This is a genomic window from Halorubrum sp. Hd13 (assembly GCF_002252755.1).
Taxonomy (GTDB): domain Archaea; phylum Halobacteriota; class Halobacteria; order Halobacteriales; family Haloferacaceae; genus Halorubrum.
This window is the reverse complement of sequence record NZ_NHOY01000035.1, coordinates 1-16,145: the sequence shown is the minus strand read 5'-3', so window position 1 is coordinate 16,145 and position 16,145 is coordinate 1. Positions and strand designations below refer to the sequence as shown.

17 protein-coding genes are annotated in these 16,145 nt (G+C 68.0%); 9 read left to right on the top strand and 8 right to left on the bottom strand.

What is annotated here, in order from left to right:
* The coding region (locus DJ81_RS04555) for a succinylglutamate desuccinylase/aspartoacylase family protein (protein WP_094588685.1) at positions 1–874 on the bottom strand (874 nt) is incomplete at its 3' end.
* Between the two features lie 329 nt (positions 875–1,203).
* Here DJ81_RS04555 and DJ81_RS04550 point away from each other — a divergent pair.
* A complete protein-coding gene (locus tag DJ81_RS04550; protein ID WP_094588683.1) occupies positions 1,204–3,120 on the top strand; it encodes a hypothetical protein in 1,917 nt (638 codons plus the stop codon).
* A gap of 15 nt (positions 3,121–3,135) precedes the next feature.
* Here the strand turns inward: DJ81_RS04550 and DJ81_RS04545 are convergent, their stop codons facing one another.
* The 5 genes from DJ81_RS04545 to DJ81_RS04525 form a co-directional block, all read right to left on the bottom strand.
* Positions 3,136–4,125, bottom strand: a complete 990-nt coding sequence (locus DJ81_RS04545; RefSeq protein ID WP_094588681.1) for a DUF1616 domain-containing protein — start codon at positions 4,123–4,125, stop codon at positions 3,136–3,138.
* An 82-nt stretch (positions 4,126–4,207) separates the two neighbouring features.
* Positions 4,208–6,097 carry a hypothetical protein gene (locus DJ81_RS04540; protein WP_212589827.1) on the bottom strand — a complete coding sequence of 630 codons (1,890 nt, stop codon included), beginning with the start codon at positions 6,095–6,097 and terminating at the stop codon, positions 4,208–4,210.
* A 138-nt stretch (positions 6,098–6,235) separates the two neighbouring features.
* Positions 6,236–6,676, bottom strand: a complete 441-nt coding sequence (locus DJ81_RS19435) for a hypothetical protein (protein WP_212589826.1) — start codon at positions 6,674–6,676, stop codon at positions 6,236–6,238.
* Entirely contained in the window at positions 6,673–7,503 is an 831-nt protein-coding gene (locus DJ81_RS04530) for a succinylglutamate desuccinylase/aspartoacylase family protein (RefSeq protein ID WP_094588679.1), read from the bottom strand. The genes DJ81_RS19435 and DJ81_RS04530 overlap by 4 nt, the downstream gene beginning before the upstream one ends.
* A gap of 96 nt (positions 7,504–7,599) precedes the next feature.
* The gene (locus DJ81_RS04525; protein ID WP_094525754.1) at positions 7,600–8,190 is read right to left on the bottom strand and encodes a metal-dependent hydrolase; all 591 of its coding nucleotides are present in this window, start codon (positions 8,188–8,190) and stop codon (positions 7,600–7,602) included.
* A gap of 147 nt (positions 8,191–8,337) precedes the next feature.
* Between DJ81_RS04525 and DJ81_RS04520 the strand changes: the two genes are divergently transcribed.
* Both DJ81_RS04520 and DJ81_RS04515 read left to right on the top strand, forming a co-directional pair.
* The gene (locus DJ81_RS04520; RefSeq protein WP_241881413.1) at positions 8,338–9,222 is read left to right on the top strand and encodes a winged helix-turn-helix transcriptional regulator; all 885 of its coding nucleotides are present in this window, start codon (positions 8,338–8,340) and stop codon (positions 9,220–9,222) included.
* 27 nt (positions 9,223–9,249) lie between these two features.
* Complete coding sequence (locus tag DJ81_RS04515; RefSeq protein ID WP_094525755.1) at positions 9,250–10,371, top strand: hybrid sensor histidine kinase/response regulator; 1,122 nt, start codon at positions 9,250–9,252, stop codon at positions 10,369–10,371.
* A gap of 203 nt (positions 10,372–10,574) precedes the next feature.
* Here the strand turns inward: DJ81_RS04515 and DJ81_RS04510 are convergent, their stop codons facing one another.
* Complete coding sequence (locus DJ81_RS04510; RefSeq protein WP_094588677.1) at positions 10,575–11,138, bottom strand: hypothetical protein; 564 nt, start codon at positions 11,136–11,138, stop codon at positions 10,575–10,577.
* Between the two features lie 419 nt (positions 11,139–11,557).
* On the opposite strand from DJ81_RS04510, the gene DJ81_RS04505 reads away from it, so the two are divergent.
* From DJ81_RS04505 to DJ81_RS04500, 3 genes are read left to right on the top strand one after another with little or no spacing between them, the layout of a single operon-like run.
* On the top strand, positions 11,558–12,178 hold the full coding sequence (locus DJ81_RS04505; RefSeq protein WP_141212532.1) for a hypothetical protein: 621 nt from the start codon (positions 11,558–11,560) through the stop codon (positions 12,176–12,178).
* Positions 12,171–12,332, top strand: coding sequence for a hypothetical protein (locus DJ81_RS19065; protein WP_170938242.1), 162 nt, complete (start codon positions 12,171–12,173; stop codon positions 12,330–12,332). The genes DJ81_RS04505 and DJ81_RS19065 overlap by 8 nt, the downstream gene beginning before the upstream one ends.
* Positions 12,329–12,553: a hypothetical protein gene (locus DJ81_RS04500; RefSeq protein WP_094525758.1), complete on the top strand. Its 225-nt coding sequence runs from the start codon at positions 12,329–12,331 to the stop codon at positions 12,551–12,553. Before DJ81_RS19065 ends, DJ81_RS04500 begins: the two co-directional genes overlap by 4 nt.
* Before the next feature lie 167 nt (positions 12,554–12,720).
* Here DJ81_RS04500 and DJ81_RS04495 read toward each other — a convergent pair whose 3' ends face one another.
* Positions 12,721–13,017, bottom strand: coding sequence for a HalOD1 output domain-containing protein (locus DJ81_RS04495; protein ID WP_094525759.1), 297 nt, complete (start codon positions 13,015–13,017; stop codon positions 12,721–12,723).
* Between the two features lie 216 nt (positions 13,018–13,233).
* Between DJ81_RS04495 and DJ81_RS04490 the strand changes: the two genes are divergently transcribed.
* The 3 genes from DJ81_RS04490 to DJ81_RS04480 form a co-directional block, all read left to right on the top strand.
* The gene (locus DJ81_RS04490; protein WP_094525760.1) at positions 13,234–13,719 is read left to right on the top strand and encodes a response regulator; all 486 of its coding nucleotides are present in this window, start codon (positions 13,234–13,236) and stop codon (positions 13,717–13,719) included.
* A 110-nt stretch (positions 13,720–13,829) separates the two neighbouring features.
* A complete protein-coding gene (glmU, locus tag DJ81_RS04485; protein ID WP_094527392.1) occupies positions 13,830–15,011 on the top strand; it encodes a bifunctional sugar-1-phosphate nucleotidylyltransferase/acetyltransferase in 1,182 nt (393 codons plus the stop codon).
* Positions 15,012–15,163: 152 nt separating this feature from the next.
* Positions 15,164–16,145: CARDB domain-containing protein (locus DJ81_RS04480; protein WP_275542424.1), on the top strand; the 982-nt coding region annotated here is incomplete at its 3' end.

Here is a 16,145-nt window from a genome sequence, read left to right as displayed (position 1 = left end):
CGCCGTCGACGGCGAACTCGTAGCGGGCGGTCTCGCCTCGGCCGGTGACCGTGATCGTCCGCTCGGGTCGCGTGATCAGGCCGTAGTTCCGCAGGTGGCGCCACACGGCGGCCGACGTCCACGCGACCTGCCGGGCCATCGACAACCCGTTGTACACCGTTTCGAAGATGATCGACGGCGTGTCCCGGTCGGCGCCGATCTTATGTTTGAGCATGTCCGCCGTCCCGTCGACGCTGGACGAGCCGGTGAACGCGTACGTCGGCATCGACGCCGGAACGTACTCGTCGTTGAGGAACGCGCGGACGTCCGCGGCCTGGTCCCTGGCGTCGCCGGCCCGCGTGGGAAACACCGCCTGTCCGACGCCCTCGTCCTCGCTGTGGATCCCCCGAGAGCTGTGGAGGTCCCAGACGAAGTCCGGGTCGTGTTCGACGACCACGTCGTCCCAGATCGCCTGCGCCAACCTGCTTTTCGGCCGTTCGCCCGCCGGGAAATGCCGGTTCAGGTCCCAGGTGCCCCACGGCCGGTGGCCGGCCTCGATGGCCGGGACGTTCGCTCGGGGGAGGACGACCAGCGTCCCGGCGTCGATCCGCCAGTCTTTGATCCGCTCCGCCGCCCGGTAGCCGCACGCCTCGTTCCCGTGGAGACCGCCGACGACGAGGACCGTCGGCCCAGAGGCCGCGCCCTCCGTCACGTAGACGTCCGTCTCCTCCTCGGTTCCCGTCCTGATCGAATAGCTCGTTCGATCGGACGCCGCGGCCGCGCCGCCCGCCGCCCCGAGCCCGCAGGCCGCGGCCGCGGCGGCACCGATTCCCCTGAGGACCGTCCGCCGCGTGCTGTGCAGTTCCGCCGTCCGCTCACTGATTGCCGAGTTCATCTGTCTCTGGATGGATCCATCCGAACGACACACATATACTATTTCTAACATTTAGGGAAGCGGGTCCCTCACCTCGCGGTAAGCGATCGGCGCGCCGCGGCGGCCGGAAGCGAGCGGTGCTCGAAACCGTCCGTCGAGCGGGGCCGGCATTAGACGGCCGATAATTAACCCCCTCGCGGCCGTCGGTACCGTATCGTGGTTCCGCGTTACCGCCGCGTCCGACCGGGCCGCCTCGAAGGAGTCGGCCTCGTCGGCCAATTCGGTGGCATCGGCGCGCTTCGACGACACGCCTGCCGATCGCTCGGCCGAGACGGTGGTGACGAGCCGGGATGAGACAGGACGTCCCGATCGCCCTCCTCGGCCTCGTCGCCGGTGTGGCGATGCTGGCGGTCAACCTCGTCGTCTCCCACCCGCTGGCGAAGACGATCCCGCTGACGGTCATCGCCGCGTGTTCCGTCTACCTCCTCGCCCGGTGGCGGCCCGACGCCGACCGACCGACTGCGGCGCTGTTCGGCTATCCGCAGGTCGGCCTCGCCGTCGTCCTCTTCGGCGTCGCGCTGCTCGTCGCGCTGTCGGCGCTGACCGGCGGTCGCTCGGTTCCCTTCTACGTGATCGCCAGCCTCCTCGGTACCGTCGTCCTCCTGCAGCTCTACTTCACGCCCGAGGAGTTTCTCCACCCGCCCGCGCTGCTGGCCGAGGTGGTCCTCCTCGTCGCCGCGCTTCGGTTCCCGGCGCTGTACGCGGTCCCCGGCTACACCGGCATCGACGTCTGGATTCACGTCCCGGACATGACCCGACGCCTCGTCGAGACGGGCAGCGTCGCCGGGATGGGCGACTCGAAATACCTCGGCGCGCCCCTGTATCACCTCCTTGTCGCCGTCACGTCGCTGTTCGCCGATGTCCCGCTCCGCGCGGCGCTGTACCTCTCCGTCGGGACGGCGCTGGTCGCCTCCTTCGCACTGGTGTTCGCCGCAACGCGGTACCTGACCACGGTCCGGTGGGCGCTGTTCGCGATGGCGCTCTACGGGCTGGCGGGGTACGTCACCCGCTGGAGCATCCACCTCATCCCGACGAGCATGTCGATCGCCATCTTCTTCGGGATCGTCTTCCTGTTCGTCAGGCGGTTGGAAGGAGTCGCCTCCCTGCGAGACGACGCCGCGCTCGTCTTCCTCTTCCTCGCGCTCGCGTTGACCCACCAGCTGTCGTCGGTCATCGTGTTGACCGTTCTCGGCGCCGCGCTGCTCGCCCACGTCGCGTACGTGTCACCGGTGTTCCCGCTCGCGAGAGCCTCCGGCGGTCGGGGCGTCACCGCCGGGGCTGCGACGACGTTCGGCGTCGCGACGGCGACGCTATTGGGGTACGTCGTCTTCAACTCAGGGCTCCTGTCGTTCGTCTGGAGCCAGACCCCGTACTACGGGGAGACGCTACTCAACGGCGCCGTCACGAGGATGCGAGAGAACGTCGCGACGCTCTCGGCGGGCGGAGGGGCCCCCGAGCTCGGCGAGGACGTCGGGGGCCCGGACGCGCTCCCGTATCAGTCGCTGCTGACCTACCTCGACAGGCTGGGATTCCTCCTGCTGCTGTTCGGAACCACGGTCGGGACCGCCGTGACGACGCGGGCCGAACGACTCCGGGAGTCGACCGCGGTCCTGGTCGGGTGGGTGGCGGCGCTGCTCGCCGTCACGCTCGTCCCGCCGCTGTTAGGGATCAACTCGCTCCTGCCCGGTCGCTGGTACCCGTTCCTGTACGTCGGGATGGCGATGCTCACGGCCGTCGGGTTCGGGTACCTCCGTCGCGACTTGGCGGCGCCGGCGTTCGTCGCCGTCGCGGTCCTGTTCGCGCTCGTCTATCCGGGGGCGATGATCCTCTCGACTCAGGCGACGCCGGACGCGCCGGCGTTCGACGAGCACAACGTGAAGTACAGCTACACCGAGTCCGAGCTCGCCGCCGCGGAGACGCTCATCGAGCGCACGACGATGGACGACGGCGGTCCGATCCACGCCGACCACCCGTACGTGCTGACGCTCAACCGCCTCGGCGACGTGCGGTTCGGCGTCGGAACCGTCGGCGAAAACGGGACGATATCGGACGACAGGGCGATCTACCGGTCGTATCAGTCGTCGGACGCGCCCGTGTTCAACGTCGGCGGGGAACAGCGCGTCAGACAGCTCCCGGAGGACGCGGTCTGCGGGCCGACCAGAGACAGGGTGTACACGAACGGCGACCTCCACTTCTGCCCGCGGTAGCGAGCGAGCGACCGCCTACCCCTCGACGGTGACGTCAAGGTGAACCGTCCTGTACGCGTCGTCGGCTGACGGCTCGTCCGGCACCTCGCCGTCGTACAGCAGGACTTGGAGCCGCAGGTTCTCGCCCGTCATCGACGGCGTCGACTCCGGTTCGATCCGCTCCGTCTCGCCGTCCGGGACGGTCGCCTCGAAGCGCCCGATCTCGTCTTCCGTCTCGACGGTCGTCCCGTTCGGGGACAGCCGCTGAAGCGTGACCACCCCGGCGTACTCCACGCGCTCCCCCTCGTGGTTCTCGACCGCGACGGTGACGGGGACGGACTCGTCGCCGGCGTACTCCGTCTCGAACCCCTCGGCGACGAGTTCCCCGTCCTCGTTCTCACTGAGCAGGTACAGCTCCGTGAACGACTCGTTTCCGGGGTCGGCGACCGCGGTGAAGCCGACGCTCGCGACGAGCAGCAGTACGCCGGCGGCGACGAGCGCGTTCAACAGCAGTTCGGCGTCGTTCTGCGGGGCGAACGGCGAGGTGGAGCGCAGCGACGCGGACTGCTTGCGGAGGAAGCCGTCGACGGCGGCGAGGGATCCTCCGCCCTCGACCCGGAACTGCCGGTCCGCCGGCAGGCGGAGCCGAGCGACGGTGGCGGCCACGGCGAACACGCCGATCCAAGCGACGACGAGGCCGAGGACGGGTTCTCGGGAGACGCCGAGGCCGGTGACGTCGGCCGCGAACGCGAGCAGGGGGACGACGCAGACGCTCAACAGCACGGAGAGGACCGCCCGTTCGAGACCGTCGAGCGCGCGCGCACGGTCCGCGTCGCGCTCCGTCGCCGCGCGGCCTGGGTACAGCGTCGCCGCGAGGACGTACCCCGGCAGGAACAGGACCATCGCGATACCGAAGAGGACTCGGAGCGGTCCGAACCCGACGTCGGTCGCGATAGCCCAGGCGGCGACGGCGCCGAGCAGCAGCACGAGCACGAGGTCGGCGAAAGAACGAAATCCGTTGCCCATCGTAAGCGTCCGTCTCTCGGCGCCGGCGACGTATCTATATCGGGAGCGTAAACCCGACTCTCGGTCGGTCCACCTGGGCGAGTCAGACGTCTGTGACGAGCTCCCCGTCCGCGTACACCTCCACCGGTCCGGCCGCCTCGAACGAGGACGCCACGCCGATACAGCTGTACGAGTCCGCTTCGTCGGTCGTGCGGCCGGCGACGGTGCCGTCCGAGCGGACCTCGTCGAAGTCGTTTATCGTCCCCCCGTAGGCCGTGGACTTCGCGACGCTGCCGGTCACCTCGAACTCGTAGCGGACGGTCTCGCCCTTCCCGACGACCGTCAGGACGTTCGGCCCGATAAGCTCGGGGGGAACCGACTCCCCGTTGATCGCGACATCCACGTCGTCGGTCGCCTCGAAGTCCGTAAGGACGCCGTCGAAGGCGTACGCGTCCGGCTCGTCAGTCGCCCGCCCGGTGACGGTGCCGTTGTCGGCGATCGCGTCGCCGTCGTCAACCGCCGCGTCGCCCGCGGCCGATCTCTCGACGTCGCCGTCGACGGTGAACTCGTAGCGCGCCGCCGAGCCGCCGCCGCCGATCGTGATGCGGTCCCCGTCCGTCGGCGGGGCGTCGGCGGTCCCGCCCGCGTCGCCGCCGGCGGTCCCGGCCGCCTCGCCGCCGTCGTCACCGACCGCGTCGCCCTCGGTCGGCCACGCACAGCTCCCGTCCGTCGAGACGCCGTCTCTGTCGACCGACGAGTCGCCGTCGAGGACGATCGCTTCGCCGGGCACCGACACCGTCGAGTCGCTGACGACGTTGTCCGCGCTGTCGTGGAAGACGATCCCGGCGCGGTCTTCGCCCGACTGCTCGACGCAGACGTTCCTGAGCTCGTTGTCGTCGCGGGCGAACTCGACCGGCGCCACGCGGTCACCGGCGCCCGTGATCACCGTGTCCTCGATCGTCCGGCTCCCCACCTCCGCCTCCGTCGCCGGGTCGACGTGGATCGCGTAGCTCGTCCGCGTGCCGCCGGAGCCGACCGTCGTGTACCGCGGCCCCACGTGGATCGCCGTGTCGCGGACAGTGAACGACCCGCCGCTGAACGCGCCGACGACGCCGCCGGTCCCGCGGCCGCTGATCATTCGGATCTCGCAGTCCTCGATCGCGACCGGTCCGGGGCCGTCGGCCACTCGGACGGCGCGGCAGTTCCCGTAGTCATCGGGCGGGTCGTCGACCCTGAACGTCGCGCCCGTCACGGTGCTTCCGGGCGCGCCGAGCCGAACGCTCGCGACGTTGTTGTTGCGGTAGAGCCCGCCGTCGACGTGGACCGCTCCCGTCCCGAGCGAGCCGTAGACCCCGTTGTTCGCGAACAGCTCGACGTGGCAGTCCCGGTAAGTTATCTCCCCGACCGGATCCGTGTAGATGCCGACGCTGTCGCCGCCGTCCGCGGCCCGGAGCCTCTCGACGGTCCCCGTTCCGTCCGCCTCGATGACCCGGAACCCGAACGCGGCCGTGCCGGCGTCGTGGTGGCCGCGTTTCGTCACGTCGCGAACGACGAGCCCGTCGTACGCGTGAACGGTCAGCGACGAGCCGACGCCCTCCCCGGTGTTGTCGATGACGAAGTTCTCGACGCGGACGTCCCGGTTGTTCGTCCCCGCGATCCACGTGCGCGGGTCGTACTCGTCGCCGGGGACGAGGACCGCCTCTCCGGTCCCGACCATCGCGAAGTTCGTCAGTCCGTACAGGGTGAGGTCGTTGATCCTGTATCGCCCCTCGGGGAACTCGATCCGTGTGTCGTCGCCCGCGTGGTCCGCGAACACGTCGTCGATCGGCTCGGTCCCCGTGTCGTCCGCGCCCGCCTCGACGATGTCGACGACCTCGACGTGATCCGAAGCGACGGCCGTTCCGCCGGGGACGGCGGACGCCGCGACGCCCGCCCCCACCGTCTTGATGATCCCTCGGCGATGCAACAGCGAACGCGTACCCTCTTCAGACATCGTGCGGCCACAGACGCCTGTGCGGGATGGTAATCGTTCGCGTAAATCGGGGGTGTTCCGCCGCCCGCTCCGCCGCTCACATCGGCTGTGTGACAGCCGTCGCTTATCGGTTTGCTAATCCGTCCGGACGCCGCGGTCTCACTCGCGGGCGGCGCCGCGGAGCCGGTCCGAGCCGCGCAGGCAGGCGCGACCGACGCCGGCCCCCGCGACGGCGACCCCGTAACTGCAGAGCAGAAACGGGGGCCAGTAGAGCCGGAACGCGAACTGGGGGACGACGCGCTCCCCGACGACCGTGAGCGCGACGAACAGCGCGTATCCCGGCGCGGCGAGCGGCGAGTGCAGCCGCGCGTCGAGCGTCCCGAGGACCAGCGGCACCGTGAGCAGTGAAAAGAGACACACCACGCCGGGTCCCGCGACGACGGTCCACCACGTGCCGCGGTCCGCAATCGCGTCGTCACGGTCCGCAATCGCGGCGCCGCGGTCCGCAATCGCGTCGTCACGGTCCGCAATCGCGGCGTCGCGGTCCGCTCCCGGCCCTCCGTCGCTCTCGCTCGTCACGTCGTCGCCTGCGGTCGTCATATCGCCGACCCCCGTCGTTCGATCCCGTGCCGGGACAGCAACCGTTCGGCGATCAGCTCCGTCCACCGGACCTGCGTGTCGACGTCGAGGTAGAACTCCGTGAGCTCGACGAGCACGCCGGCGGTGTCGAGGTCCGCGCTCACCTTGTGGATCAACAGGGGAGACGTCCCCCCCAGCGTGTTGCCGCGCCGGAACCGGTGGGCCCACATCGACGCCGGGACCACCGCCTCGTTCACGCGGTCGGCGACGGCGTCCGCGTCGCTCGTCGCGCCGCCGGCCGCGGTCGGAAACAGCGCCTGCCCGACCCACCGGCCGTGCGTCCCGTAGATCCCCCGCGACCGGTGGAGGTCGACGACGACGTCCGGGTCCGCGGCGGCGACGAGTTCCCAGAGACTCCGCGCGAGCGGCGTCTCGGGCTCCCCGCCGATCGAGAACTGTCGGTTGAGGTCGCCGTCCGGCCCCTCGCGCTCGTTCCGGCGAACGGCGACGACGTTCGCCCACGGCACGACGACGACGGACCCGTCCGTCACCTCCCACTCAGCGATCCGTTCCGCGGCCCGATAGCCGCTCACCTCGTTTCCGTGGACCCCGCCGACGACGACCGCCGTCGGCCCGCTGTCGTCGGAGCCGACCTCGAAGTAGGGGGTTTCCCGTCTCGTCCCCGGGCGCACCGCTCCGGTCTCGACCGTCGTCTCCGCCGCCGGCGACGGCGGGCGCGGCTCGGGATCGTCGCCGGTCGTCGCACCGCGCGTTGCACCGACCGTCGCGCCGGCCACCACGGAGCCCGCTACCGTCGCTCCCGCGGCGAGCACCGCCCGTCGTTTCATGTCCGGTTCACGCCCCCACAGACACGTTATTACAGCGATGGTAACCCCGGTGCGGCGGTGATCGAGGTCAGCGATCGCGCTCCGCCCGGTCCGCCGTCAGTCGCCGAACAGCCGGCGGCCCCGCGTCCGGGCGGCCTCGATCGCGTCGGGCAACGGCGGCGTTCCGTCCGCCGTCCACAGGGCCACGGTCGCGAGGAGCGTCGCGGCTTGCACAGCTACGTACGGCGTCGGATCGAGCGTGACGATCGACGCGAGGTACTCCGCGAAGTAGTGATCGAAGCCGGCGCCGAGGCTGACGTGACCGTCGGGCGGGGCGGATCCGAGCGGCCAGAGGAGGCGGTCGGCGACGAGTGCGCCGCTCCGAACGCTCGCGGGCAGCAGGTCGCCGAGCAGGTGCGACGCGTACCCGACCGCGAAGCCGTCCGCCGCCGCCGAGCGGTCCGCGTTCCGCGAGAGGGCGACGACGCCGACGAGCAGCGGAGCCGCGACGAACACCGAGTGCCCGAGCGCGGACCCCGTGGCGAACACGTCGAACTCCCACGCGAGCGGCTTATCGATCACGTCCGGAAGGACGGCCGCCGTCGCCATCGCGACAGTCGACGTCGCCTCCGGTGACTCCCCGTGTCTGACGCGCGTGTACGCCGAGTAGAGCAGATAGCCGAACGCGACGTGTTCCCATGGCCACATCGATCGCCGTTGGGCCCTCCCTCCGAAAAGTACGGCTTTGGTAATCCGATTCCGACCCGCGAGGCCGGAGACCGCTCCGGAATCGGACGGTATGATCGGTCGTTTACCACCCGCATAATAAGACCGGTTACGATCGAATTATCGACCGTGACGGGAGACGGAACCGACCGAGACGTCGAGCGGCTCACGGAGGCGATGAACGTAATCTCAAAGAAATGGCATCCGGTCATCGTCCAGCGACTGTTCACCGACGGGTCGCTACGGTTCAGCGAGCTTCAGGAACGCCTAGAGGGGATCTCGTCGAAAGTTCTCACCGAGAGCCTCGAGGAGCTCGTCGACAACGGGCTCCTCGACAGGACCGTCGTGAGCGAATCCCCGAAACGAGTCGAGTACAGCTTGACCGACGACGGGCGCGATCTGCAGTCGATACTCTCCTCGCTGGCCTCTTGGGGGGAACGGTACCTCGACCCCGACCCGACCGTCCTCGTCGTCGACGACGACCCGCGGCTCGTGGACATGTACGCCGGCTGGTTGGAAGAGGAGTACGAGGTCAAACGGGCGTATCACGGGGAGGGCGCGCTCTCTGAGCTGTCCGAAGACGTCGACGTCGTGCTGCTCGACCGCCGGATGCCCGGCATGTCCGGGGAGGACGTCCTCGCACAGATACGCGACTGGGGGTTCGACACGCGGGTGATCATTCTCACCGCGATCACTCCCGACTTGGACATCCTCGACATGTCGTTCGACGCGTATCTCACGAAACCGGGATCGAAAGAGCAGCTCACGCAGATGGTCACGGACGTGTTGACGAGGGACTCCTACGACGACAGGACGCAGGAGTACCTGGTGTTGAACGCGAAGCGAGCGCTGCTCGAAAGCGAGTTCGTGGCGACGGAGCTGGCGCGTGACGACCGCTACGAGCAGCTGCTCGACCGACTGGCGACGCTCGAGTCGGAGATCGACGACCCGACCGAGGGGCTCGACGACGCGGACCGGCTCGTCGCGACTCTGGAACCGGACGGCGACTCATGACGCGGTCTCATCATCTCACAACAACGCATGACTGACGATACGGCTCTATCCGTGCTGCTGATCGAGGACAATCCCGCGGACGCGCGAATCGTTCGGGAGCAGTACAAAACGGCGAAGGAGACGGGTCTTTTCGCACGCGTACTCGATAAAAGCGAGTTCGAGAGCATCCGGTTTACCCACGAGGAGGACCTCGACCGAGGAACGGCACGCCTCCGTGAGGGAACGTACGACGTCGTTCTCCTCGATCTCCAGCTTCCCGACAGCGAAGGCGCCGAAACGGTCGACGCCGTGGTCGACGTCGACCCGAACGTCCCCGTCGTTGTTCTGACCGGGATGCCGGAACAGCGGCTCGGCGGTGAAGCGATTTCGAGAGGGGCGCAGGACTACCTCGTGAAAGGGAAGCTGACCCCCGAACTGCTGCTTTTGACCCTCCAGTACGCGATCGAACGAAAAAAGCGGGAACGAATTCTCAGACGACGCTCGGATCGGCTCGCGATCCTGAACCGCCTCACCCGCCACGACGTTCGAAACGACGTGAGTCTCATCGTCGGTCGGGCCTCGGAGCTGACCGATCACGTCGATCCGCGCGGGCAGTCGATACTCGAGGAGATCAGACAGTCGGGCAACCACATCCTCGAGTTGACGGATATGATCGGTCAGGCCCTCGACGCGATGGCCGACGATCAGGACCCGCTCGGCGACGTGAACCTCGAGGCGCTCCTCGAGAACGAAGTCGAGAAGGCGACCCGCCTGCACGGGGGCGCGGAGGTGACGCTCGGGTCCGTCCCCGAGGCGTCCGTCAAGGCGAACGAACTCCTCTCGTCCGTCGTCGCGAACCTCGTCAACAACGGGGTGGTGTACAACGACAAGGAGACGCCGACCGTCCACGTCGACGCGGTGGCCGAGGGCGACACCGTCACGATCAGGGTCGCCGACAACGGGACGGGGATCCCGAAACACCGGCGCGAGGCCGTTTTCTCCGAACGGACGAACGGGGCCGAAAGCGCGGGACTCGGCGTGGGGCTGACCCTCGGCCACCAACTCGTCACTCAGTTCGGCGGCGAGATGTCCATCGAGGACAACGACCCCGACGGGACGGTGTTTCTCGTCTCGCTTCAGCGGGCCGAGGCCTCGGCCGGCCTCGTGTGAACTCCGTCGAGACAGTCACGGCGGTCGTCGCGGTCCGCCCGTTCGCCGGCGAGAGTATTCCCTGACGCGTGGCCGCGTCGCCTCCCCGACTGGCTATCGACGGGGACGCGACGCAGACGTTCGAGGAACCACCGTCTATCGGAGGCTGGACTCTCTCCTCGAAGAAAAAGTGAATTCCCGCGCGACCCTCGCCGCCGCGTCGGTTATCCTTCGGTTTCGCTGTCGGTCTCGTTGCCGGTTCCGCTGTCGGTCTCGTTGCCGGTTTCGCTATCGGTCTCGTTGCCGGTTCCGCTGTCGGTCTCGTTGCCGGTTCCGCTGTCGGTCTCGTTGCCGGTTCCGCTGTCGGTCTCGTTGCCGGTTCCGCTTCCGCTTTCCTCGTCAGTGCCGGTGCCGCTCTCGTCGTCGGTGCCGGTCCCGCTCTCATCGTCGGTGCCGGTCCCGCTCTCATCGTCGGTGCCGCTCCCGCTTTCGTCGTCAGTGCCGGTCCCGCTCTCGTCGTCGGTGCCGGTCCCGCTTTCGTCGTCAGTGCCGGTGCCGCTCCCGCTTTCGTCGTCAGTGCCGGTGCCGCTTTCGTCGTCAGTGCCGGTGCCGCTTTCATCGTCGGTGCCAGTTCCGCCGTCGGTGCCGGTTCCGGTTCCGCCGTCGGAGCCGTTTCCTGTCCCGTCTGACGGCCCTTCCGGTTCGTCCGAACAGCCGGCGAGGCCGACGACTCCGGCCGCACCGACGAGGCTAACGAACTTCCGGCGATCGAGTTCTTTTCGTACCATGGGTTGAACCCATCGACCCATCCGTGCTCCTTGCCCATTGCTACGAGTCAGGTAAGCGGATAATCGCGCTGTTAATGATCAGCGGGACGGTGAAACCCGGTGTAACTGCGCGGTACGACGGTCGAAACGGCGATGGGCCGCGAACGACTGGTGTCGGTTCCGAGGCGACGGCGCTCTCGGTCGACGAGCCGCGGTCCAGCCGTCCGAATCGACCGGTTTTGCACGTCGGCGACCGGTCGAACGCGCACGCGGTTTCCCTCGTCTTACCGCGGGGTAACCGAACCGGTTACGCGAGTGTTGTCAGAGGTATATGTAGTTGGTCGTCCCGGTTTCTCGTACAGATGAGCAACAGTCGGATATCGTCCGGACGTCCGCAGGCAGAGTTCCCCGCCGAGCGATCGACCCCCACGGAGCCGTCAGTGGACCCCACGGATCGGTCCGTCGGCGAGCGGGCACGCCGGGCGGCGATCCAGGTCTGTAAGGGGTACCGAGCACACGACGACCGCGCCCGGTCAGCCGCGGTCGACGCGTTCGCGTTCGTCGATGACGCGCAGTTCGAACACCTCGACGCGGCCGAAGCCCGCTCCGCGGCGACCGCGCTCGTCGACGCCCTCTGGGCTAAAGACGACGTCGAGGGGTCGTTCGTTTCCGACGGCGTCGTCGAACGGCCGGCCGCCCTCTCGGCCGCCGAGTGGGACGACGTCGAGTCGCCCCTGCGTCGCCGCGCCCGCATCGTCGGAATGGACGAGGCGTACGGTCGACTGACGACCGAGAGCTGGAAACGGCACAAAGTCGGCGGAGAGTACTCCCGCCCCGCGCTGGAGGCCCAGCGCATCGAGGTCGCCGCCGCGATCGGAACCGAGGAGTATCCGACCAAGGACCGCGCGGGCCGGAGCGGCTTCGGCGAGCTCCCGGCGAGATACCTCGTCGCGATCGAGCTTCACGACGACCGGAACAACCGGTCGTCAGATCGGGCCATCGACGTGATGACGCCGTACTTCGAGACCATTCTCGCGGCGCACGAGGGCGACGATGTCTGACTGCTCGCCGGACACCTACCTCGTCGCGGCGAGGGAACTGCTGGTCGCGGTCGGACAGCGACACCCCCACATGCCGTCGGAACAACGGGCGCTCGTTCAGGAGGCGATCGAACACGTCGACCGGGTGCAGGACGCCAGAGGGCGAGATCGATGACCGGCGAGGACTCGGTGGGCGACCGGCCTGCTCCAGCCGACGAGACGAACATGGACTGGCCCGTCTTCAGCATCCGCCACACGTACTGTCCGGAAGACGTCGCTCCGAGCGTTTCCTTCGAGCCGAACGAGCTCGTGATGTACGACACGTCATCCGACATCGACGGTCGCTGGATATCCGCGTCATACGGTTCTCACACGCCGATATCAGACGTTCGGTGATCCGACCCGCAACCGCCGACGCCCGGCGCGCGTCTGCGACGGGTTCCACTGGCGGAGTTTGAATTTCGGCGTCGTTATCGACTCACGGTGTTGTTTTCCACTCTCGACGGCGTTGTCGACTCTCGGCGGCGTCGCTGACTCACTTCGTTCGCCCCCGACAGAGCCCGCTATTCGACCACGAAGATAGCGCCGTCGGCCCGAATTTGGAGCGTGAGGTCGGAGACGACGAGAGACAGTTGCGCGTCTTCGCCGCCCGCCTCCGACGTGAACAACCGATCGAGCGCGTCGGGATCGACGATGCGCTGTATCCCGACGTCGAACTGCTCCGGTCGCCGATCGGTGACGATGGCGACCGCGTGCGTGCACCGCGTGAGTTGCTCCTCGTCGGCACGCCAGTCAGGCGGGAACCGGTGGACGTACTCGTCCTCCGACGGAGAGGGAGGCCCGTGATAGTTGGGATCCATACCCGAAACATCGGTTCTGTTCTTGTTAATCTTTGCCACCGTACAGGTAACCGCCCCGGTGACTTCGTGGTAACGACCCCGATTCGGCGTCGGTTCGTCGCCGTTTTCGGCGCGAATCCGACGAAACTGGATGCAATCCGCTCGAACCGATTCCCATAATTATAACAGCACGTCACCTAAGACAGAGCCGAGTCACGCAGGTGGCTGTTGGTCGACATGGACAAGGACACCACTCACTCCGGGACGGTGCTGATCGCAGAGCACCATTCGCCAACCATCCGTCTCCTCGAGCTCGCGTTCGAGGAGGTCGCACCGGAAGTCACCGTCGAGTTCGTGAACACGGGAACCGCCGCGATCGAACGGCTGGCGAGCGTCGAAGACGGCGCCAGACGCCCGGAACTCGTGCTTCTCGATCTCAACCTCCCGCTGAAAAGCGGGCACGACGTCCTCAGATGGCGTATGGGCTCGGACGACGTCGGCAGAATCCCGGTCGTCGTCGTCTCGGACACGTCGGACCCCACCGCCGCACGTCTGTGTTACGATCTGAACGCCCAGGCGTTCATCAGTAAACCACAGGGCTGGGAGGGGTTCCTCGACCTCACGAGCGTGCTCGTGAAACACTGGTTCCAGTACGCGGAGAGCCCGGCGATCCAGTTCCCCTCCGACGGCGCGCAATCGGAATTCGAGCCGACGGAGCGGTGAGCCACCGGACCGACGACAGCGCTCGCGTCTCCCGAGCCGCCTCGTCGACCGCGACCGGAGGCATTAGATCCCACTTAAGTATGGGAGCGACGCGACTACCGCGGCACTGAATGCAAGTCATCGTCCTAGCGGCCGGTCGCGGCACCCGGATGCGTCCCCTCACCGAGAACGTCCCGAAGCCGATGCTGCCCGTGGGGTCGGCTCCGATGGTGGAACGCGTCGCGGAGGCGGCCGTCGACGCCGGCGCGGAACGGCTCGTCTTCGTGGTCGGCTACGAACAGGCGTCGGTCCGCGAGCACTTCGGGTCGCGTTACGAGGGGGTTCCGGTGACGCACGTCGAACAGGACGAACTGCTCGGCACGGCGGACGCCGTGCGGGCCGCGGCCGACCACGTGGAGGGTCAGTTCGCCGTCCTTAACGGCGACAACATGTACGACGCCGAGAGCCTCCGCCGGCTGTTCGACTCCGGCCCGGGCATCGGCGCGTACCGCGTCGAGACCCCCTCGAACTACGGTGTCCTCCGGACGCGCGGTGACGCGGTAGAGGGGCTCGTCGAGAAACCGTCCGACCCGCCCTCGGACTTGGTGAACGCCGGCGCGTACGTGTTCCCGGCGGACGCGACCGCCCTCCTCGACGTTCCGAAGAGCGAGCGCGGCGAGTTCGAGCTGACCGACGTGGTCAATCGCGTCATCGACGACCGGCCGGTGTCGTTCGTCGAGTTCGATCGATGGAGCGACGTCGGGCGCCCGTGGGAGCTCCTCGAAGCGACCGCGTCGGAACTGGAGCGGCAGCCGCGGCGGCTCGACGGCTCGGTTCATCGGGAGGCGACGGTCTCCGGGAACGTCGTCGTCGAACCCGGCGCGTCGGTGAAACGCGGGGTCACGATCGAGGGCCCCGTCCGGATCGGGGCCGGGAGCACCGTCGGGCCGAACGCATACCTCCGCGGCGCGACGTATCTCGGCGCCGACGTCCGCGTCGGGAGCGGCGTGGAGATCAAAAACAGCGTCCTCATGGCCGGGACCGCCGTCCCGCACCTCTCGTACGTCGGGGACAGCGTTCTCGGTCGCGACGTCAACCTGGGTGCCGGAACGAACGTCGCGAACCTCCGACACGACCGTGAACCGGTGAACCACACGGTGAAAGGCGACCGGGTGTCGACCGGCCGTCGGAAGTTCGGCGCCGTGATCGGGGACGGCGCTCGAACCGGGATCAACACCAGCCTCGACCCCGGCGTCACCCTCTCGGCGGGCGCGACGACGACGCCGGGGGAGCGCGTTTCGCGCGACAAATAGCCCGTCGCGTCCTCACCGTCAGGGGTCGTCTGTCGCGCCGTCGTCGTCGCCGGCAGCCGCGTCACGCTCGTTGCGGGCGGATTTACTAGGGCGATAATAACGGCCGGAGAGCGCGAACTCTCCCCTATCACACAGCGGGGACTCCAGTTCCAATGACACAACCAAACCGACGGCGACAGTCGTCGAGCGACAGTATCGACCGCCGGCTCCAGCAGCTGCTGATCGTGTTCGGGATCGGCCTCTTCATCGCGGGGCTGGCGTTCGCCGGATTCTTCGGTGGGGTGGCCGGAGCGATCGGATCGCTCACCGACGGCGGAGCGAGCACACCGGACGCGGGTGACACGTCCGAGCCGCCGACCGCCCCGGACGACGACGGGACGGAAAACGAATCGTCACCGGACGGGGGCGACGGCGAGACCACGGCGGACGAGGACGGGAGCGACGGTGAGACCACGGCGGAGGATGAGACCGGCGCGCCCGAGTTCGACGTGGTCGAGCTCAGTGTCTCCGAGGAGGCGACGGCCGGCGAGGACGCAACCGTCGAATACACCGTCACGAACGGCGGCGATGCCGACGGTTCGACCGATGTCAGCGTCAGGCTCGGCGATGAGCGGGTCCGGTCGTACTCCGTCAGCATGGACCCCGGCGAGGAGGAGACGTACCGTCACAGCGTCGACACGGACGGGGACGACTCCGGGACGTCCCGGGTCTTCGTCGAAACGGATCACGACAGCCAGGACGCCCGGATCGATCTGACGGAGAACGACAGCGAGAACGGCGACGACCGCGCCGATGGGGATAATCGTCACAACGGCGACGACCGCGCCGGTGGGGATAATCGTCAAAACGGCGACGACCGCGCCGGTGGAAACGACAGCGACGACGGCCGGAACAACGACGACGAGAACGACAGCGACGACCGCGCCGGTGGAAACGACAACGACGACGGCCGGAACAACGACGACGAGAACGACAGCGACGGGAACGACGGCGACGACAGCCAGACCAACGGTGGAAACGATAACAGCGACGACAGCCAGACCAACGGTGGAAACGACAACAGCGACGACAGCCAGACCAACGGTGGAAACGACAACAGCGACGACAGCCAGACCAACGGTGGAAACGACAACA

Coding starts and splice junctions, on each gene's coding strand:
- DJ81_RS04550 (WP_094588683.1), top strand. CDS start 1,204: ATGAGACAGGACGTCCCGATCGCCCTCCTCGGCCTCGTCGCCGGTGTG.
- DJ81_RS04545 (WP_094588681.1), bottom strand. CDS start 4,125: ATGGGCAACGGATTTCGTTCTTTCGCCGACCTCGTGCTCGTGCTGCTG.
- DJ81_RS04540 (WP_212589827.1), bottom strand. CDS start 6,097: ATGTCTGAAGAGGGTACGCGTTCGCTGTTGCATCGCCGAGGGATCATC.
- DJ81_RS19435 (WP_212589826.1), bottom strand. CDS start 6,676: ATGACGACCGCAGGCGACGACGTGACGAGCGAGAGCGACGGAGGGCCG.
- DJ81_RS04530 (WP_094588679.1), bottom strand. CDS start 7,503: ATGAAACGACGGGCGGTGCTCGCCGCGGGAGCGACGGTAGCGGGCTCC.
- DJ81_RS04525 (WP_094525754.1), bottom strand. CDS start 8,190: ATGTGGCCATGGGAACACGTCGCGTTCGGCTATCTGCTCTACTCGGCG.
- DJ81_RS04515 (WP_094525755.1), top strand. CDS start 9,250: ATGACTGACGATACGGCTCTATCCGTGCTGCTGATCGAGGACAATCCC.
- DJ81_RS04510 (WP_094588677.1), bottom strand. CDS start 11,138: ATGGTACGAAAAGAACTCGATCGCCGGAAGTTCGTTAGCCTCGTCGGT.
- DJ81_RS19065 (WP_170938242.1), top strand. CDS start 12,171: ATGTCTGACTGCTCGCCGGACACCTACCTCGTCGCGGCGAGGGAACTG.
- DJ81_RS04500 (WP_094525758.1), top strand. CDS start 12,329: ATGACCGGCGAGGACTCGGTGGGCGACCGGCCTGCTCCAGCCGACGAG.
- DJ81_RS04495 (WP_094525759.1), bottom strand. CDS start 13,017: ATGGATCCCAACTATCACGGGCCTCCCTCTCCGTCGGAGGACGAGTAC.
- DJ81_RS04490 (WP_094525760.1), top strand. CDS start 13,234: ATGGACAAGGACACCACTCACTCCGGGACGGTGCTGATCGCAGAGCAC.
- glmU (WP_094527392.1), top strand. CDS start 13,830: ATGCAAGTCATCGTCCTAGCGGCCGGTCGCGGCACCCGGATGCGTCCC.